At 56.8% G+C, this 16,218-nt stretch carries 19 protein-coding genes; 3 read left to right on the forward strand and 16 right to left on the reverse strand.

Annotation, left to right across the window (positions count from 1 at the left end):
* Nucleotides 1–39: 39 nt before the first annotated feature.
* From IE087_RS02185 to IE087_RS02195, 3 genes are read left to right on the forward strand one after another with little or no spacing between them, the layout of a single operon-like run.
* Nucleotides 40–1,050: a glycosyltransferase family 2 protein gene (locus IE087_RS02185; protein ID WP_189367288.1), complete on the forward strand. Its 1,011-nt coding sequence runs from the start codon at nucleotides 40–42 to the stop codon at nucleotides 1,048–1,050.
* The gene (locus IE087_RS02190; RefSeq protein ID WP_189367290.1) at nucleotides 1,047–2,744 is read left to right on the forward strand and encodes a DUF5927 domain-containing protein; all 1,698 of its coding nucleotides are present in this window, start codon (nucleotides 1,047–1,049) and stop codon (nucleotides 2,742–2,744) included. The genes IE087_RS02185 and IE087_RS02190 overlap by 4 nt, the downstream gene beginning before the upstream one ends.
* A gap of 6 nt (nucleotides 2,745–2,750) precedes the next feature.
* Nucleotides 2,751–4,178 (forward strand): sulfotransferase family 2 domain-containing protein, encoded by a 1,428-nt coding sequence (locus tag IE087_RS02195; RefSeq protein WP_189367291.1) that lies wholly within the window; start codon nucleotides 2,751–2,753, stop codon nucleotides 4,176–4,178.
* Here the strand turns inward: IE087_RS02195 and IE087_RS02200 are convergent.
* From IE087_RS02200 to paaA, 16 genes are all read right to left on the reverse strand, one after another.
* Nucleotides 4,175–4,639 carry a PTS sugar transporter subunit IIA gene (locus IE087_RS02200; protein ID WP_189367293.1) on the reverse strand — a complete coding sequence of 155 codons (465 nt, stop codon included), beginning with the start codon at nucleotides 4,637–4,639 and terminating at the stop codon, nucleotides 4,175–4,177. The genes IE087_RS02195 and IE087_RS02200 overlap by 4 nt on opposite strands.
* A 36-nt stretch (nucleotides 4,640–4,675) precedes the next feature.
* The gene (gene hpf, locus IE087_RS02205; RefSeq protein ID WP_189367294.1) at nucleotides 4,676–5,239 is read right to left on the reverse strand and encodes a ribosome hibernation-promoting factor, HPF/YfiA family; all 564 of its coding nucleotides are present in this window, start codon (nucleotides 5,237–5,239) and stop codon (nucleotides 4,676–4,678) included.
* A 229-nt stretch (nucleotides 5,240–5,468) separates the two neighbouring features.
* Entirely contained in the window at nucleotides 5,469–6,227 is a 759-nt protein-coding gene (gene lptB, locus IE087_RS02210; protein WP_189367296.1) for an LPS export ABC transporter ATP-binding protein, read from the reverse strand.
* Nucleotides 6,227–6,715, reverse strand: a complete 489-nt coding sequence (gene lptA / locus IE087_RS02215; protein WP_229801231.1) for a lipopolysaccharide transport periplasmic protein LptA — start codon at nucleotides 6,713–6,715, stop codon at nucleotides 6,227–6,229. Before lptA ends, lptB begins: the two co-directional genes overlap by 1 nt.
* 7 nt (nucleotides 6,716–6,722) lie before the next feature.
* Nucleotides 6,723–7,319, reverse strand: a complete 597-nt coding sequence (locus IE087_RS02220; protein WP_189367298.1) for a hypothetical protein — start codon at nucleotides 7,317–7,319, stop codon at nucleotides 6,723–6,725.
* A 9-nt stretch (nucleotides 7,320–7,328) separates the two neighbouring features.
* Complete coding sequence (locus IE087_RS02225) at nucleotides 7,329–8,297, reverse strand: KpsF/GutQ family sugar-phosphate isomerase (protein WP_189367299.1); 969 nt, start codon at nucleotides 8,295–8,297, stop codon at nucleotides 7,329–7,331.
* Complete coding sequence (locus IE087_RS02230) at nucleotides 8,294–8,908, reverse strand: ribonuclease D (RefSeq protein ID WP_189367301.1); 615 nt, start codon at nucleotides 8,906–8,908, stop codon at nucleotides 8,294–8,296. Before IE087_RS02230 ends, IE087_RS02225 begins: the two co-directional genes overlap by 4 nt.
* 42 nt (nucleotides 8,909–8,950) lie before the next feature.
* Complete coding sequence (locus IE087_RS02235) at nucleotides 8,951–9,697, reverse strand: PaaX family transcriptional regulator C-terminal domain-containing protein (protein ID WP_189367302.1); 747 nt, start codon at nucleotides 9,695–9,697, stop codon at nucleotides 8,951–8,953.
* Nucleotides 9,687–11,702 carry a phenylacetic acid degradation bifunctional protein PaaZ gene (paaZ, locus tag IE087_RS02240; RefSeq protein WP_189367304.1) on the reverse strand — a complete coding sequence of 672 codons (2,016 nt, stop codon included), beginning with the start codon at nucleotides 11,700–11,702 and terminating at the stop codon, nucleotides 9,687–9,689. Before paaZ ends, IE087_RS02235 begins: the two co-directional genes overlap by 11 nt.
* A gap of 9 nt (nucleotides 11,703–11,711) precedes the next feature.
* On the reverse strand, nucleotides 11,712–12,776 hold the full coding sequence (locus IE087_RS02245; protein WP_189367306.1) for a 2Fe-2S iron-sulfur cluster-binding protein: 1,065 nt from the start codon (nucleotides 12,774–12,776) through the stop codon (nucleotides 11,712–11,714).
* Nucleotides 12,777–12,785: 9 nt separating this feature from the next.
* Entirely contained in the window at nucleotides 12,786–13,142 is a 357-nt protein-coding gene (locus IE087_RS02250) for a nuclear transport factor 2 family protein (RefSeq protein ID WP_189367308.1), read from the reverse strand.
* Between the two features lie 13 nt (nucleotides 13,143–13,155).
* The gene (gene paaD / locus IE087_RS02255; protein WP_189367310.1) at nucleotides 13,156–13,623 is read right to left on the reverse strand and encodes a 1,2-phenylacetyl-CoA epoxidase subunit PaaD; all 468 of its coding nucleotides are present in this window, start codon (nucleotides 13,621–13,623) and stop codon (nucleotides 13,156–13,158) included.
* Nucleotides 13,617–14,315, reverse strand: coding sequence for a 1,2-phenylacetyl-CoA epoxidase subunit PaaC (paaC, locus tag IE087_RS02260; protein WP_189368310.1), 699 nt, complete (start codon nucleotides 14,313–14,315; stop codon nucleotides 13,617–13,619). The genes paaD and paaC overlap by 7 nt, the downstream gene beginning before the upstream one ends.
* A 20-nt stretch (nucleotides 14,316–14,335) precedes the next feature.
* Nucleotides 14,336–14,620, reverse strand: coding sequence for a 1,2-phenylacetyl-CoA epoxidase subunit PaaB (gene paaB / locus IE087_RS02265; protein WP_189367312.1), 285 nt, complete (start codon nucleotides 14,618–14,620; stop codon nucleotides 14,336–14,338).
* The gene (locus IE087_RS02270; RefSeq protein WP_189367314.1) at nucleotides 14,617–15,216 is read right to left on the reverse strand and encodes a hypothetical protein; all 600 of its coding nucleotides are present in this window, start codon (nucleotides 15,214–15,216) and stop codon (nucleotides 14,617–14,619) included. The genes paaB and IE087_RS02270 overlap by 4 nt, the downstream gene beginning before the upstream one ends.
* A gap of 20 nt (nucleotides 15,217–15,236) precedes the next feature.
* Nucleotides 15,237–16,214: a 1,2-phenylacetyl-CoA epoxidase subunit PaaA gene (paaA, locus tag IE087_RS02275; protein ID WP_189367316.1), complete on the reverse strand. Its 978-nt coding sequence runs from the start codon at nucleotides 16,212–16,214 to the stop codon at nucleotides 15,237–15,239.
* Between the last annotated feature and the right edge of the window lie 4 nt (nucleotides 16,215–16,218).

The following is a 16,218-nucleotide window of genomic DNA, read 5'->3' on the forward strand; positions in this document are numbered from 1 at the left end:
AGTGAGACCGAAACGTCGGTTGGCAAAGGACGGGGCAATTTGGGCGCTTGGCAGTCATATCGGCTGAGACTTCAGCGAAAGCGATGGCGTATCCGTGCATTCCGGAAACGCCGTGAGCTTTCCCGCGTTGCCAATCGCACCTCGCAAATCCGGCCAAACGATCTATTGTGTTTCTCTACCCTGCGCAACGAAGCGATCCGCCTTCCGTTCTTTCTGGATTACTATCGCGAGATGGGGATCAACCATTTCCTGATCGTGGACAATGACAGCACGGATGGGTCCCTGGACTATCTTGTCCAGCAGCCTGACGTGTCGGTCTGGTCAACAAAGGCCGGCTACAAGCGGGCACGTTTTGGCGTTGATTGGCTCAATTGGCTACAGATGAAGTACGGCCACGACCATTGGACGCTGGTGGTCGATCCGGACGAGTTCCTTGTGTACCCATTCTGCGATACGCGACCCTTGCGTGCTTTGACGGATTGGCTTGATGCGTCTTCGATCAAGTCGTTTTCCGCCATGTTGCTGGATATGTATCCAAAGGGGCGGCTGGATGAACAACCATACACAGCCGGTCAGAACCCGATAGATATTGCCAGCTGGTTCGACAGTGGAAACTACACGATCACCAAGAACGAGAAACTTGGGAACCTTTGGATTCAAGGCGGTCCACGTGCCCGAGTGTTTTTTCCTGATGAACCTGAACGGGCACCTGCACTGAACAAAATTCCATTGGTTAGATGGGATCGGCGATATGCCTATGCCAGCTCGACCCACATGCTTTTGCCGCGTGGTCTGAACCAGGTCTATGATGAATGGGGCGGAGAAAAGGCCTCGGGCGTACTGCTACACGCCAAGTTTCTTGATACGTTCACGGCCAAAGCGTCGGAAGAGCTTGCCCGCAAGCAGCACTACGCAGCGTCGGTTGAATACAAGGCCTACGCTGCAACACTGCGCGATGACCCGGATCTTTGGTGCAAGTGGTCCGAAAAATACATCAATTGGCGTCAACTGGAAATTTTGGGGCTTATGTCCAAAGGAAACTGGGCATGACCGTCGGGATCGTCATGCTCGTGCACACGGCGCTTGATCGCGCGGAACAGGCCGCGCGTTTCTGGGCAATGGGAGGATGTCCGGTCGTTATCCACGTCGACGTCAACGTTCCCAAAAAAACTTACTCCGCGTTTGTAAATGCTTTGTCCGACGTTCCAACCATCAAGTTTTCCAAACGCTTCCGGTGTGAGTGGGGCACGTGGAGCCTGGTGGCCGCGAGCCAAGCCGCGTCCGAGCTGATGTTGAACGAGTTTGCAGATGTGCGGCACGTTTATCTGGCTTCCGGCGCCTGCCTGCCTTTGCGCCCGGTCGAGGAACTGGTGGACTACCTCGCAGCCCGCCCGCACACGGACTTCATAGAGAGTGCAACGACAGCAGATGTGCCCTGGACGGTTGGCGGCCTTGACCAGGAAAGGTTCACCTTGCGCTTTCCTTTTTCATGGAGACGCCAACGCGTTCTGTTCGACAAATACGTTGAACTTCAACGCAAACTGGGGATGAGGCGGAAAATCCCCGATGGTTTGATCCCACATATGGGAAGCCAATGGTGGTGCCTGACCCGCCAGACGCTGTCCGCCATTCTTCAGGGACCAGATCGCAAGGAATATGACACTTACTTCAAACAAGTGTGGATCCCTGACGAAAGCTACTACCAAACGCTCGCCCGCCAATACTCGATTGAAATTGAAAGCCGATCATTGACGCTGTCCAAGTTCGATTTTCAAGGCAAGCCGCACATTTTCTATGATGATCACCTGCAACTCTTGCGGCGGTCTGATTGTTTTGTTGCTCGCAAAATTTGGCCGCACGCCAATCGGTTGTATGACACATTCCTTACGGATTCAGCCGGTACAATGAAACGCACGGAGCCCAATCCTGGCAAGATTGACCGGATCTTTGCAAAGGCGGTTGAGCGACGGACACGCGGGCGGCCTGGCTTGTACATGCAAAGCCGATTTCCCAATGAAGACTGGGAAAACGGCGTGACTGCTGCGCCGTACTCGATGTTCCAAGGGTTTACAGAAATCTTCGAGAATTTCGAACCATGGCTGGCCAAGGCCACAGGTGCGCGCGTTCATGGACACCTCTTTCACCCTGATCGCGTTGAGTTTGCCGAAGGTCAGGCGACACTCAATGGCGCGCTGAGCAACAGTGCAGAAACCCGTGACTACAACCCCAATTCGTTCTTGGCCAATCTGATTTGGAACACCCGAGGTGAGCGGCAATGCTTCCAGTTCGGACCGCTCGACAACCAAAAGATCAATTGGCGCGTGGCCAAAGACCCGAATGCGCAGATATCCGTTATTTCGGGTGCCTGGTCTGTCCCTCTTTTCCGTTCGAACATGAATTTCATGGATATTCGAAAGGAAGCGGCAAGGCTGCAGAAAATCGAAAGTGACCATCTGAATATCCTGAGATCACCTTACGCCAAAGCCCGCATTCGCATCTGGACCATGGCTGAATTTGTGGAAGCGCCGATGGAGCCACTGCAAGGTATTCTGGACGAGATTGGTCTGACCCATACCCGCCGCTTGTCGGAAGTGCCCAAGTTGACAAATCTAGATGGCTTTGGCCAATTTCTTCAAAACCTCAAAAATCAGGGAATGCACCCTTATCTCATGGGTGATTTTCCCGTTGCGCTGGGTCCAAAACCTATGCCGGACCTTGCGCGCAAACCTTATTTGGTACGCTGATCTGATATGGCCAAATTCGATTACTTTGTCGTGCTCGCAGAGATGCGCACAGGTTCGAATTTTCTGGAAACCAATTTGAACGCTTTCGATGGGTTGTCGTGTCACGGAGAGGCATTCAATCCATTTTTTATTGGGTATCCGAACAGTGACAAGATTTTGGGCATCACTCAGGACACGCGGGATGCGGACCCCAAAACGTTGTTGCGCGCGTTCAAGCAGACTGCGGACCTCAGCGGCTTTCGATACTTCCATGATCATGACATCCGTATCTTTGAAAAAGTTATGGACGACCCGAAATGCGCCAAAATCGTGCTCACCCGAAACCCGGTCGACAGCTACGTGTCTTGGAAGATCGCGCAGGCAACCGGGCAATGGAAGCTGACGGATGCAAAGGTCCGAAAGGACGGCAAAGCGACGTTCGTTGCGGATGAATTTGTGCGCTACCTCACCGCTTTGCAGGAATTCCAGGTGACCGTGCTGAACCGGATGCAGTCATCTGGCCAGACCGCATTTTACATTGCTTACGAGGATTTGCAGAACCTCGATGTTATGAACGGACTGGCAAAATGGCTTGGTGTCACCAGCCACCTGGATGCATTGGACAAGAGCCTAAAGGTGCAAAATCCTGCTGCGTTGTCAGAAAAGGTGAGCAATTTTCGCCAAATGACCGAGGCGTTGTCTGGTCTGGACCCGTTCAATTTGACACGAACGCCAAACTTCGAACCGAGGCGCGGGGCGGCTGTTCCCACTTACGTTGCCAGTCAGTCGCAGCCTCTCTTGTATCTGCCCATCCGGGGCTGGCCAAATGACCCTGTGCAGGGGTGGTTGCAAGCGCTCGACAAGGTTGAAGGGGTCAAGCCTGAGTCGAAGCTGTCCCAGAATGGATTGCGTGACTGGATGCGCGCTAATCCAGGGCATCGCAGTTTTTCAGTCTTGCGCCACCCTCTTGCGCGTGCGCATGCGGTGTTCTGTCACCGTGTCTTGAACACAGGGCAAGGCGGCTATGGTGGCATCCAAACGACGTTGGTCAAGCGATACAGTTTGTCGTTGCCTGATGATCCTGCTGACCCGTCTTACGACAAGGCGGTGCACCGGGATACCTTCGCGGCCTTTCTCCGGTTTCTGAAGGCCAATTTAAATGGGCAAACGGCCGTGCGCGTGGATCGGGATTGGGCGAGCCAGTCGAAGGTGATCGAAGGTTTTGCCGAGTTTGCCTTACCGCACCGTCTGATGCGCGCTGAGACGCTGGAACATGAACTTGCCGATCTTGGAGCTTCCGTTGGATTAACAGGTGCTCCGGCGCTTGATCGGCAAACGGATGATACGCCCCACGCTTTGGTGGATGTCTACGATACGGAAATAGAGGATTTGGCGCGCGCAGCCTATGCGCGCGACTACCTGATGTTTGGTTTCAAGGATTGGGAGCCGAGTTAAGCCGCTTGCGCTGGCTTCGCTTCGTTCAAAATCGCAAACAACGTGCTCGCGTCAGGGTTGGCGCGCAACTTGTTGCAAATCGCGGTGTCGCGCAGCGTACGCGACACCAAGGCCAGCGCCTTGAGATGTTCCACACCGGCTTCCTCTGGCGCAAACAAGGCAAAAGCAATATCAACCGGTTGGCGATCGACAGCATCAAATTCGATAGGTTTGTCGAGCAGGATAAACGCACCCATCACATCCGAAATTCCGTCCAAACGCGCATGGGGCAGGGCAACTCCGTGACCGACGCCCGTTGGGCCCAAGGCCTCTCGGGCGATCAAAGATTCAACCACAACCACGGGATTCAGCTCATAGGCTGATTGCACAAGATCGCCGATCTCGTGAAAAAGCCGTTTCTTTGACGAGGCGGAGGTCACGACCTTAACCGCCTCGGGTTTCAAAAGAGTCCCAAAGTTCATTCTGCTCTCTCGTCGGTGCGCCGTAGCACCGACCCCTTACGGGTCGATCCAGCCGATGTTCCCGTCTTCGCGACGGTAGACCACGTTCAGCCCGTCTTTTCCTTCGTTTCGGAACACCAATACTGGGGCGCCCGCCAATTCCATTTGCATGACCGCTTCACCAACCGAAAGCGATGGAATCTTGGTTTCCATCTCGGCCACGATCATGGGTTGCAGCGACTCGGGTTCTGAGTCGCCCGCTCCTTCATCAGACGCGAGGATATAAGAGGCCGCGCCGGAGAGTTCAACAGGCTGCGCACGTTCCTTGTGATGGTCCTTGAGACGACGTTTATAGCGCCTCAACTGCTTTTCCATTTTTTCGGAACAACCATCAAAAGCTGCATATATTTCAGTGGCATGAGCCTTGGCTTGGGCTGTCAGACCCGTAGAGAGGTGTACCGTCGCTTCACATACGAATTCATGTGCTGACTTGGAAAACACAACTTGGGCATTGGTCGGACGCTCGGCATATTTCTGTACAACCGCGCCCAAATCGTCCCGCACGTGGGTTTGCAGCGCCTCGCCGATATCGATTTGTTTGCCACTGATTTGATACTGCATTCTTGCTCCTTCTGATGTGTCCGCAAAGCAACTTTTGGGGCGCCAAGTCGTTGGCGACATTGTGCTTTTAGAATTGCGGAAAAGGCATGCCGTAACCCTGATCTATGTCAAAACCCATAGGCGGGGCGACAACAATACAGATCCTGGTCAGCGCAAAAGCCATACCGTCATTGCACGCCAAAAGTGCAGTCCGAGTCAATGAAAAGCGGACATGCAAGTGTGCCATCGCTCAGCTGATACGGAAGTTTTCGCCAAGATACACGCGACGTACATTTTCGTTCTGCACCACCTCTTGCGGCGTACCCGACATAAGCACCTGCCCGTCATGCAGGATGTAGGCCCGGTCAACGATTTCGAGCGTTTCACGCACGTTGTGGTCCGTTATCAGAACCCCGATGCCCCGCTTTTTGAGGTCCGAAACGAGGTGCCGAATATCTCCGACCGAGATTGGGTCAACTCCGGCGAAAGGTTCATCAAGCAGCAGATACTTGGGATTTGCGGCCAAAGACCGCGCAATTTCGACCCTCCGCCGTTCGCCACCTGACAATGCCAGCGCGGGTGCGCGACGCATGTGTTCGATGGAAAACTCGCTCAACAACTCTTCGAGCCGCTCGCGTCGCTTGTGGCGGTCAGGTTCCGTTATGTCGAGAATGGCAAGTATGTTGTCCTGAACGCTCAACCCGCGAAAGATGCTCATCTCTTGCGGCAGATACCCAATACCCATCTGAGCGCGGCGGTACATGGGCAGGCTGGTTACGTCGGTTCCGTCCAACGTGACTGTTCCGCCCTCCGGCGTGACCAAACCGGCCACGGCGTAGAAAGTCGTGGTCTTGCCGGAACCATTTGGGCCAAGCAACGCAGCGACCTCTCCGCGATTCAGTTCCATTGAGAAATCGCGAATGACAAGTTTCTTCCGGTAGGATTTGCGCAAATGCGATATGCGCAGACCAGACGATCCGTCAGCCACTTTCAGATCGGGTTTTGCCATCAGTTGTTGCCAGTCTGCAGGATCGTTTTGACGCTGCCCTGCATGCGGGCCGTACCATCATCCAGATTGACGGTCATGCGATCAGATGAAATTGCACTTTGCCCTTGTGTCAGCAACACGTCGCCGGTCATGACGATCAGACCTGTGTCGATACTGTAATCGGCGCGCTGCGACTCGGCCGCATCTGGACCGGACACCAGCGTAACGCCTCCTGTCGCTTCCATCCGTTCGATACCTGCCTGATCCTCGCGATAGATCACCAATACGCGGGGGGCTGACAGGCGAATTTCACCCTGACCAATCACAACGTTGCCGGTAAAGACGGCTGCGCCGGTGGCCTGATCAACATTCAGTTCGTCAGCACTCACTTCCACTGGGGCTGATGTATCCTGCCGAATGGCGCCGAACGCGACCTGAGTTCCTTGGGCATAAAGCGGTGTAGTCAGGCCGACAATTATCAGGCAGGCTATGACACGAAAAATAGTCACGGATATATCACTCTTCCAATTCTTCCGGGCGGTATACCAACTTTACGCCCTTTGTGAAAACCAAATGGGCGTTTTCGCCATCGTCCGTTTTTTCAAGCCTCATCTGTCCCGCTTCCAGCGTTCCGGAAAGGCCGGTCCCGGTGACAGGCCCGGGTGATCTCATGGTCATGTTTTCGAAATCGGTTAAAAGTTCTTCCGAATTCAGCTTGTAGCCCGTCGACGTTGTGATCACGACATTTCCTGCCAACGACGATGCCCCGCGCGCAAGGTCGAACTCACCCGTGTCGGAAAACAGGACAACACGCGTTCCCGAAGACAGGTCGATATGTGCCGCCAAGTCGGTTGCCGCATTGTTCTGGTCGTCGGCAGTGGCCATTGTCCCGGCCGATACGGAGATACGGTCGCCGCTTGACGATGTCCCGGAATAGAACGGGGCAGTCACCTGCTGCCCGCGCAAACGCTCTTGAATTTCCGTGTCCGCGAAGGGAACAGAGACAACAGGATCAATGTTCCGTGACAACAGGAACAGAGTCGACAGCAAGCCAAGCGCTGTCAGTGGTAACAGCACCTTGAGCCAAGCGACGAGTTTTGAATAGCCGTCCATGCCATGTCCTTAACCCAGCCCCACGCGCAAACAGTCATGGATATGCAGAATCCCCTGCGGTTTGCCAGGGGCATTCGCGTCCTCGGCAAACACGCATGTGATCTTGCGCGCATTCATCACTGCTACAGCCTCTTCAGCGAGGGCGGCAACGTCGATCGTTGTGGGGGAGGTGGTCATCACATCGGCTGCTGTCAAGGACAACAGCCCGTCCATGTGCCGCCGCAGGTCGCCGTCAGTGATGATACCCGCCAACGTTCCGTCACTTGCGGTTACACCCACGACCCCGAGGCTCTTCTGGCTGATTTCAATCAAGGCATCTGTCATCGGAGTATCTTTGCCGACCAGCGGCATCGCCGCACCGGTATGCATCAGGTCGATCACGCGGCTCAGCTTGGCCCCCAACTTGCCGCCGGGGTGGAACTCGCGGAAGTGCTCTTCCGTAAATTCCCGATGCTCCATCAATGCCACGGCAAGCGCGTCGCCCATTGCAAGGGTCAACGTGGTCGAGGTTGTTGGAACGACGCCAGTGCCGCATGCCTCGCCGAGATCGGGCAATTGGAGGACCGCGTCGCAGGCGCGACCCAAAGCGCTCTTGGGCGCTTTGGTGATTCCGATCAGCGGGATTTCGAAGCGGCGTGAAAAGGCGATCATGTTCGCCAGTTCCGGCGCTTCGCCCGAATTGGAAATGGCAAGCACCACGTCTGATCGCGTGACCATGCCCAAATCGCCGTGGCTTGCTTCAGCCGGGTGCACGAATTGCGCTGGTGTGCCTGTGCTGGCAAGCGTCGCTGCAATCTTGCGTGCGATGTGGCCCGACTTGCCGATCCCCGTGACAATGACTCGACCGTTGGCATTCAAGAGCAGGTCAATCGCGGCCCGAAAGCTGGCATCGAGCCGGTCTGCCATAACGGTCAGCGCTTCGGCTTCGGTACGGATGACGCGTTTGGCAGTGTCGATAAAAGGGGTCTCGCTTGTCATGAGTGCGCAAAGATGTCCGTGTCAGGCCAGCCCGCAAGGTCCAGGCGCGCGCGCATCGGCAGGAAATCGAAACAGGCCTGAGCCATCTCCATCCGACCTTCCCGTTCCAGACGTTCGTTCAGTGTGTCGCGCAGCTTGTGCAGGTACAAAACATCGGATGCGGCGTATTCCAGCTGAGCGTCGGTCAGCGTGTCCGCACCCCAGTCGCTGGACTGCTGCTGTTTCGAGATGTCGATACCAAGCATCTCCTGCAAAAGGTTCTTCAACCCATGCCGATCAGTATAGGTGCGGATCAGGCGGCTCGCGATCTTTGTGCAATAGACCGGGGCCGTGACGGTGCCAAAGGCATTCAGCATGGCGGCAATATCGAAACGGCCAAAGTGGAAAAGCTTCAGCACCTTCGGATCTTCCAATAGGCGGCACAAGTTCGGTGCCTCCGTCTGACCCAGTTTGATCTGCACGATATGCGCGTTGCCGTCGCCACCCGACAATTGCACGACGCACAGCCGGTCGCGGTGCGGGTTCAGGCCCATGGTTTCACAGTCGATGGCGACAACCGGCCCAAGATCCAGGTCGTCGGGCAGGTCGGAAATATGCAGGTGGTTTGTCATGCGCCCGCTATAACGCGCGTTACGCCGTTGGGAAAGCGCGGTTTAACCTGCCTTGATTGCATCCAGGTCAGGCCTCGGGAAACGCATAAGCAGGTGTGACACCAGTGCGCGGCAGTCATGCCCACGCCAGTCCGATGAATGTGCCGCGCGCGGCAGGTCGGGATGCTTCAACGTCAGTCGCCGCCATGCATGTACGATCAAAACCCTGAGGGCCGCCGTTTGCAAAGCGCTCAACTCGTCCTCAAGCTCTTTCTTGATGTCGGTCAGTACGGCGTGAAGCGATTTGTACGCGTCGCGCATCGCCTCGGTTTCGATTTGCGCTCCCAACCATGTCGGCAAGGATTGCGGCGCCAGTTGCATGGCATCCGCGGGAATGTTGGCTGAAGGGCCGCACAGAAATACGCGGGGTGCGACCTGTGCGAATTGGGTCGGATCAAGCTCGATGGGGGCACCCGTCAGGATCATGACAGCCTCGGCGTCTAGCGGCTGACCATAGATGCGCCCCCGGGCGGCATCGCTGTCACTCTGCCCTTTCTGCGTCAGGCTGTGCAGGCTGGTCCGGCCCAGCTTCTCTGACCCAACCCATCCATCGCTCCGCAATCTGTGCAACGCGACGCGCGATGCTTCCGGCTTGATCCCGATCTCACCCATGATGGCGGACAGTGTGGGGCCTTCAAGCGGTCGATCCGGGGCCAGATCGCCAAAAACAGTCACTAACAAGGACCAAACGCGCATCGGTCCCAGATCGCTCAGGCTGCTTATGGCTTGGGAATAGGTGTCAGTAGGCATTCATCGTCAACAGTTCGTATTCGGCCACCGCCTCGTCATCCTGGTTGGTCAGGGTCACGTGCCAGCGCACTTCTCCGTATTCGTCGTTGCGCGGCGTCTTGGCCTTAACCGTCAGCCGCACCTTGATGCTGTCGCCCGCCTCGACGGGTTTCTTGAAACGCAGATTGTCCAGACCGGTATTGGCCAGAACCGGCCCGGGATCAGGCTGCACAAACAACCCGGCAGCAAAGCTAAGCAGCAGATAACCATGCGCCACCCGACCGGGGAAGAATGGATTCGCTTTGGCCGCTTCGTCGTCCATATGGGCATAGAACGTGTCGCCGGTGAAATGGGCGAAGGTCTCGATATCATCCAACTTCACCTCACGCGACGGACTGTTGAAGGTGTCACCCAGTGCAAGTTCGCCAAAGGGCCGCGTGAAAGGATGTGGCTTGTCAGAAGTCTCGATTGCACCCGGCACCCAGCGCTGCCCGATGGCCGTCAGGATGTCTGGGCTGCCCTGCACTGCCGTCCGCTGCATGTAGTGTTTGACGGCACGGATACCGCCCAGCTCTTCGCCACCGCCTGCGCGTCCCGGACCGCCATGCACCATATGTGGCAGCGGCGCGCCATGTCCCGTCGCCTCGGACATGCTGTCACGGTTGTTGAAATAGAGCCGCCCGTGGAACGCAGCCGAGGCCATCGTGATCTCGCGCGCAACATCTTGATCATGGGTGATGACTGACGCCACCAGCGATCCCTTGCCGCGGTTCAACAACTCGGCGGCATGGGCAACATCTCGATACGGCATGACCGTCGACACAGGGCCAAAGGCTTCCACGTCATGCACGGCCCGTGCCGCGTCGGGATCTGTGCAGTGAAACAGCATAGGTGGCAGGAATGCACCGCGGCTGTCCGCCATTGCGAAGGCCTCGGGATCGCCAAACACATGTTCGGCCTCTGCCCCGATCTCGATCGCCTTCTCCAGCACGTCGATCTTCTGCGCGCCCGAGACAAGCGCGCCCATTTTCGTGGCCTCATCCCGGGGATCGCCAACGGTCACCTTGCCCAGCCGTTCAGCAATTGCATCAATCACGGCCTGCACATGGGTGTCCGGCACCATGATCCGGCGGATGGCTGTGCATTTCTGCCCTGCCTTTGCCGTCATCTCGCGCTGCACTTCCTTTACGAACAGATCGAATTCAGGCGTCCCGGGACCCGCATCCGGACCAAGGATCGATGCATTCAAACTGTCCTGCTCAGCCGTGAACCGGACCGCGTTATCCAAAAGGTTGGCGTTACTGCGCAGTATGCGCGCCGTATCGGCGGACCCGGTGAAGGTCACCACATCCTGGCAATCCAGATGATCCAAAAGATCGCCAATACCGCCCGAAACGAGTTGCAGTGCCCCGTCAGGCAGCAAGCCACTGTCCATCATCAAACGCACGCACGCTTCGGTCACATAGGACGTTGCTGTCGCGGGTTTCACAATGGCGGGCACACCTGCCAGCAGAGTCGGTGCGACCTTTTCGAGCATCCCCCAAACGGGGAAGTTGAACGCATTGATGTGCACCGCTACCCCTTGCAGCGGCGTGCACATATGCTGCCCATGAAACTGACCCGACCGGCCCAACTGCTCTGGCGCGCCATCTAGATACACTTGCGCATCCGGCATCTCGCGCCGCCCTTTCGAGGCAAAGACCAGCATCGTGCCAATGCCACCATCCACGTCAATCAGGTGATCGGCTTGGGTGGCGCCTGTGTCAAAGCTCAGATCATACAGCACCTGACGATGTTCGCGCAGATGCAGGGCCAATGCCTTGAGCATTCGTGCACGGTCATGAAACGTCATTGCGCGCAGCGCCGGACCGCCGACGTCCCGCGCATAGGCGCGCATGCCCTGCACGTCCAAACCGTCATTCCCGGCCTCGGCAATCACGTCCCCCGTGATCGCGCTGGAGATTGACCGGGCGCCGGACCCGGGCGGCACCCACGCACCGGCGGCGAAAGAATGAACCTGGCGCATGATGCCCTCCTAGTGTTGATCGTAGTCGATGCTCAGCGTGTCGCTGATCGGATAGCATTGGCAGGTCAGGACAAACCCTGCCTCGACCTCATAATCCTCAAGCGCGTGATTGCTTAGCATCTCGTATTCGCCTTCGGTCACCTTGGCCTTACAGGTCGAACAGACGCCTGCCTTGCAGGCAAAGGGCGCATCCAGAGAATTTGCCAAAGCAGTCTCTAATACGGATGAATCCTTGGGCATTTCCATCTGATGGGTGGTTCCGTCCAGCGTGATCTTCACGCTGGTTTCTGCAGCACCTTCGGCCCGTGCGCTCACCGCCTGTTTTGCAAGGCGCCCCTGCTGCCCTGCGCCAAACAATTCAAACTTGATCTGCTCCTTGGACAACCCGTGCGCCTCAAGCGCCTCGGAAATCGCCAACATCATCGGTTCAGGCCCGCAGATGAACGCGGTATCGACAGCATCCACATTGATCCAAGATCTGAACAGCGCTGCACATTTCTCCTGGTCCACACGGCCGGAAAACAGGTCGATATCCTGCCCGGTTTCCAGCACGTGGATCAGGGTGAAGCGACCCATGTAGTGGTTCTTGAGGTCTTCCAGCTGTTCACGGAACATGATCGTGTGCACGGCCCGGTTGGCATAAATCAAGGTGAAGGTGCTGTCAGGTTCGCGCGCAAGCACAGTTTTCAGGATCGACAGAACGGGCGTGATGCCAGACCCTCCTGCAAAGCCAAGATATGATTTGACCTTGTTAGGCTCTATCTCTGTATGGAAGTTGCCCATGGGTGGCATCGCATATAGCGTATCCCCGACCCGCAACTCCGTGTTGGCATAGGTGGAAAAGGCCCCACCGTCCACGCGTTTGACGCCCACTTGCAAATGGCCCTCATCCAGCCCGGCACAGATCGAATAGTTCCGGCGCAGCTCGGTCCCGTCAAAATCCTGTTTGAAAGTGAGATATTGGCCGGGGATGAACCGGAATACCTCTGGATCTTTGGGTTCAAGGGTCAGAACCACCGCGTCGCGGATGGTGTGGTGGATCTCGGTCACGGTCAGGGGGTGAAATTGCGCCATGGTCATAGGTCAGAAGTGTCGAAACAGCTTGGCGGACAAACGCCACGTGCCGTCCGCGAGTTGGATGATCTGGAAATGGTTGTCAAAGGACATGCCAAGCAAGTTCCGCTCGGTGATCGAGGCTGTGGCAATCCGGTCATCGACCTGCAGTGCTACAATCTCAGCGCTGTAGTCGGCGCCAACCTCATTGGCTTCAAGCGCACCATAAAAGGGTTCTGGTCCGCCCTGCAGAAGGTCCGGCCCCATCCAACCGGTCATCACAGCCGCGTCGTGGAATATGGACTTCAAGAGGTCCACGTCACGGGTTGCTGTTCCCTTGATGTAGGACTCAACGACAGCTTCGGGTGACGATGTTGCGTCTGTCATGGCGATAGGTCCTTCAGATGCACTTGAAATAATCGAAAGGTTCCAGGCAGTTGGTGCAGCGCCATTGCGCCTTGCAAGGGGTCGATCCGAACTGGCTGATCTTTTCCACATGCGTGGATTGGCAGTGCGGGCATCTTTCGGGCCCACCTGCCGGTTGCGGCGGTGCGATCCCGTAGCTTTCCAGCTTGGCCTTACCCGCATCGCTCATCCAATCGGTGGTCCAAGGCGGCGCAATTTGTCTTTTTAGAGACAGGTTTTCGATCCCGTTGACGCGCAGTGCAGCCTCAATCTCGATATTGATGATGCTGGTCGCAGGGCAGCCGGAATAGGTGGGCGTCACCGTCACTTCCAGCGTGTCACCCTGCCATTGCACATCGCGGATGATCCCCAGATCGATAAGTGAGATGACAGGGATTTCTGGGTCCGGCACGGCGGCAAGCCACGTCCAAACGTCCTGCACCGAAGGACGGGTCGTTACCATGTCGCGTCCGGGTAGCTGCGGGGCAGCACCTGCATGGTGGCCAGCATGTGCCCCAGATGTTCGGTATGCCGCGCGCCCGTTTTCCCGCCAAGATGGGCAAAGTCGCTTTCGGGTCTGGTCAATGTCGCCTCGGCCAGCACATCCCCCACATACGCATCAAAGGCGGGGCGTAGCGCCGCCATATCAATCAGATCGTCATCGTCGGTGGTGAACATTTCGCCCACATAGGGCCAAAGCCGATCAAGGGCGGACTGCATCCGCGCGTGGCTTTCCTCTGTTCCGTCGCCCAAGGCAATGACCGTGTCGCTGGACCGCTCGCGGTGATAGGTCACCTCCTTCACGGATTTCTGCGCAATCGCGCTGATCTCTGCATGATCGTGTTTGGCCAGCGCGGTCAGCGCTTCCAGATGCCAGCTATCAAACAGGAACTGCCGCATCATCGTCATGCCGAAATCCCGGTTTGGCTGTTCGACCAGCAGCAGGTTGCGGAAGTCCCATGCGTCGCGGTGATAGGCCAGCGTGTCGGCGGTCCGCCCTTTACCTTCACGCTCGGCAGCAAGACCCAACCACAGTTGTGTTTGCCCAATCAGGTCCAATGCGGTGTTGGCGAGCGCAATGTCTTCTTCCAGCGCAGGTGAGTGCCCACACCATTCCGACACCCGCTGGCCCAGAACCAACGTGTTGTCCCCCATGCGTATCAAGCCAATGACGCTCACATCGCCCCCACATCGTCTGGAATGTCGAAAAAGGTCGGGTGGCGATACACCTTGTCGTCTGCGGGATCGTAGAGCGATTCCTTGTCATCGGGGGAGGAGGCGGTGATGTCAGCCGCAGGCACCACCCAGATGCTCACACCTTCCTTGCGGCGGGTATAGACATCCCTTGCATTCTGGATCGCGTGCGCAGCATCGGTGGCATGCAGTGAGCCTACATGCCGATGGGACAGTCCGTGCTGCCCGCGGATGAACACTTCCCAAAGGGGCCATTCCTTGGTCATTGGTCACCTCCATTCTCTTGCAAGGTTGATGGTGGACATATGGGTTCCGGAACCAGAGGAATTCCGGTCGCCTCGGCAAAGGGTCGTAGCAAACACAGCTTCTCATTGATTTCAGCGCGTTCGGCATCTGTTGCAATCAGGGCCAAGATAACTGTCCAGAACACTCGGTACGTCAGGGCCAGAAAAGCGGCCAATTCCAGAACTGTTGTCGCTAGAAATAGTGGTAATCCGACAAACCAAGCAAACAGGCGAAACAGCCTCTTGTCGCTACTATTTGGCCGGCTAACGAAGCAGTACCAAATTGAGCGCAAGATATTGAAGAACAAAAGCAAAAAGAACGCGACAAAGATTGCAAAGGCCGAGACCTGAACGTTGCCCTCTAAGCTAGAGTAAGGCGTTTCATAGGGCGTACTGTCGGCCAGTGACCTAATGAAGACGTCCGTACTTGGGTAAATTGCGATGAATGCGAGGGTGAGGCAAAACAACGCGCGAACGTGAAAGCCAACGAAATCAGAAAAAGCCTTGGCGTTTCCAAATGAAAAGGACGCCCACGATGCAATGTCCTGCCAATGCGTCGTCGACTTTGCGTCGTCCATTTCGGCTGGAGGCGAAGATGTCATTCCGCCGCCACCTTCGCTGCCTGCTTCTTGGCCGCATGTGCGAGCCGCGCCTCGCGCACCCAAGCGCTGTCATCCCACGCCTTCTGCCGCGCTTCGATCCGTTCGACCGAACAGGGGCCGTTGCCCTTCAGCACGTCAAAGAACTCGGACCAATCCGGCTCGGCAAAATCATAGCCGCCCTTTTCCTCGTTCCAGGCCAGCGTCTCGTCCGGGATCGTCAGCCCCAGGTACTCGGCCTGCGGTACCGTCTGATCCACGAATTTCTGGCGCAGCTCGTCGTTGGAATTCATCTTGATCTTCCAGGCCATCGACTGCTCGGAATGCACGCTTTCCTTGTCCGACGGGCCGAACATCATCAGGGATGGATACCAGAACCGATTGAGCGCATCCTGTGCCATGCGCTTTTGCGCCTCGGTCCCGTTCGCCATCTTCATCATGATGTCGAAGCCTTGACGCTGATGAAAAGACTCCTCCTTGCAGATGCGCACCATAGACCGCGCATAAGGCCCGTAAGATGTCCGCTGCAATGGCACCTGGTTCATGATTGCCGCGCCATCGACCAGCCAGCCCACAGCCCCCATATCTGCCCATGTTAGGGTCGGATACGCGAAGATGGACGAGTATTTCATCCGCCCGTCGAGCAGCATCTCGGTCAGCTCATCTCGGCTCACACCCAGCGTCTCGGCGGCGCAATACAGGTACAGGCCATGCCCCGCCTCATCCTGCACCTTGGCAAGCAGGATCGCCTTGCGCTCCAGTGTCGGCGCGCGGGTGATCCAGTTGCCCTCGGGCAGTTGGCCCACGATCTCTGAGTGTGCGTGCTGGCCGATCTGCCGGATCAGGGTCTTGCGGTAGCCAGCAGGCATCCAGTCCTTCGGCTCGATCTTTTCACCTGCATCAATGCGGGCCTGAAAGGTGGCCAGCTTTTCTGGATCGTCCTGCGTCGCTTCGGATTTGATCATCTGTGCATACATCGTC

This window comes from Tateyamaria omphalii (assembly GCF_014651375.1).
GTDB classification, from domain to species: domain Bacteria; phylum Pseudomonadota; class Alphaproteobacteria; order Rhodobacterales; family Rhodobacteraceae; genus Tateyamaria; species Tateyamaria omphalii.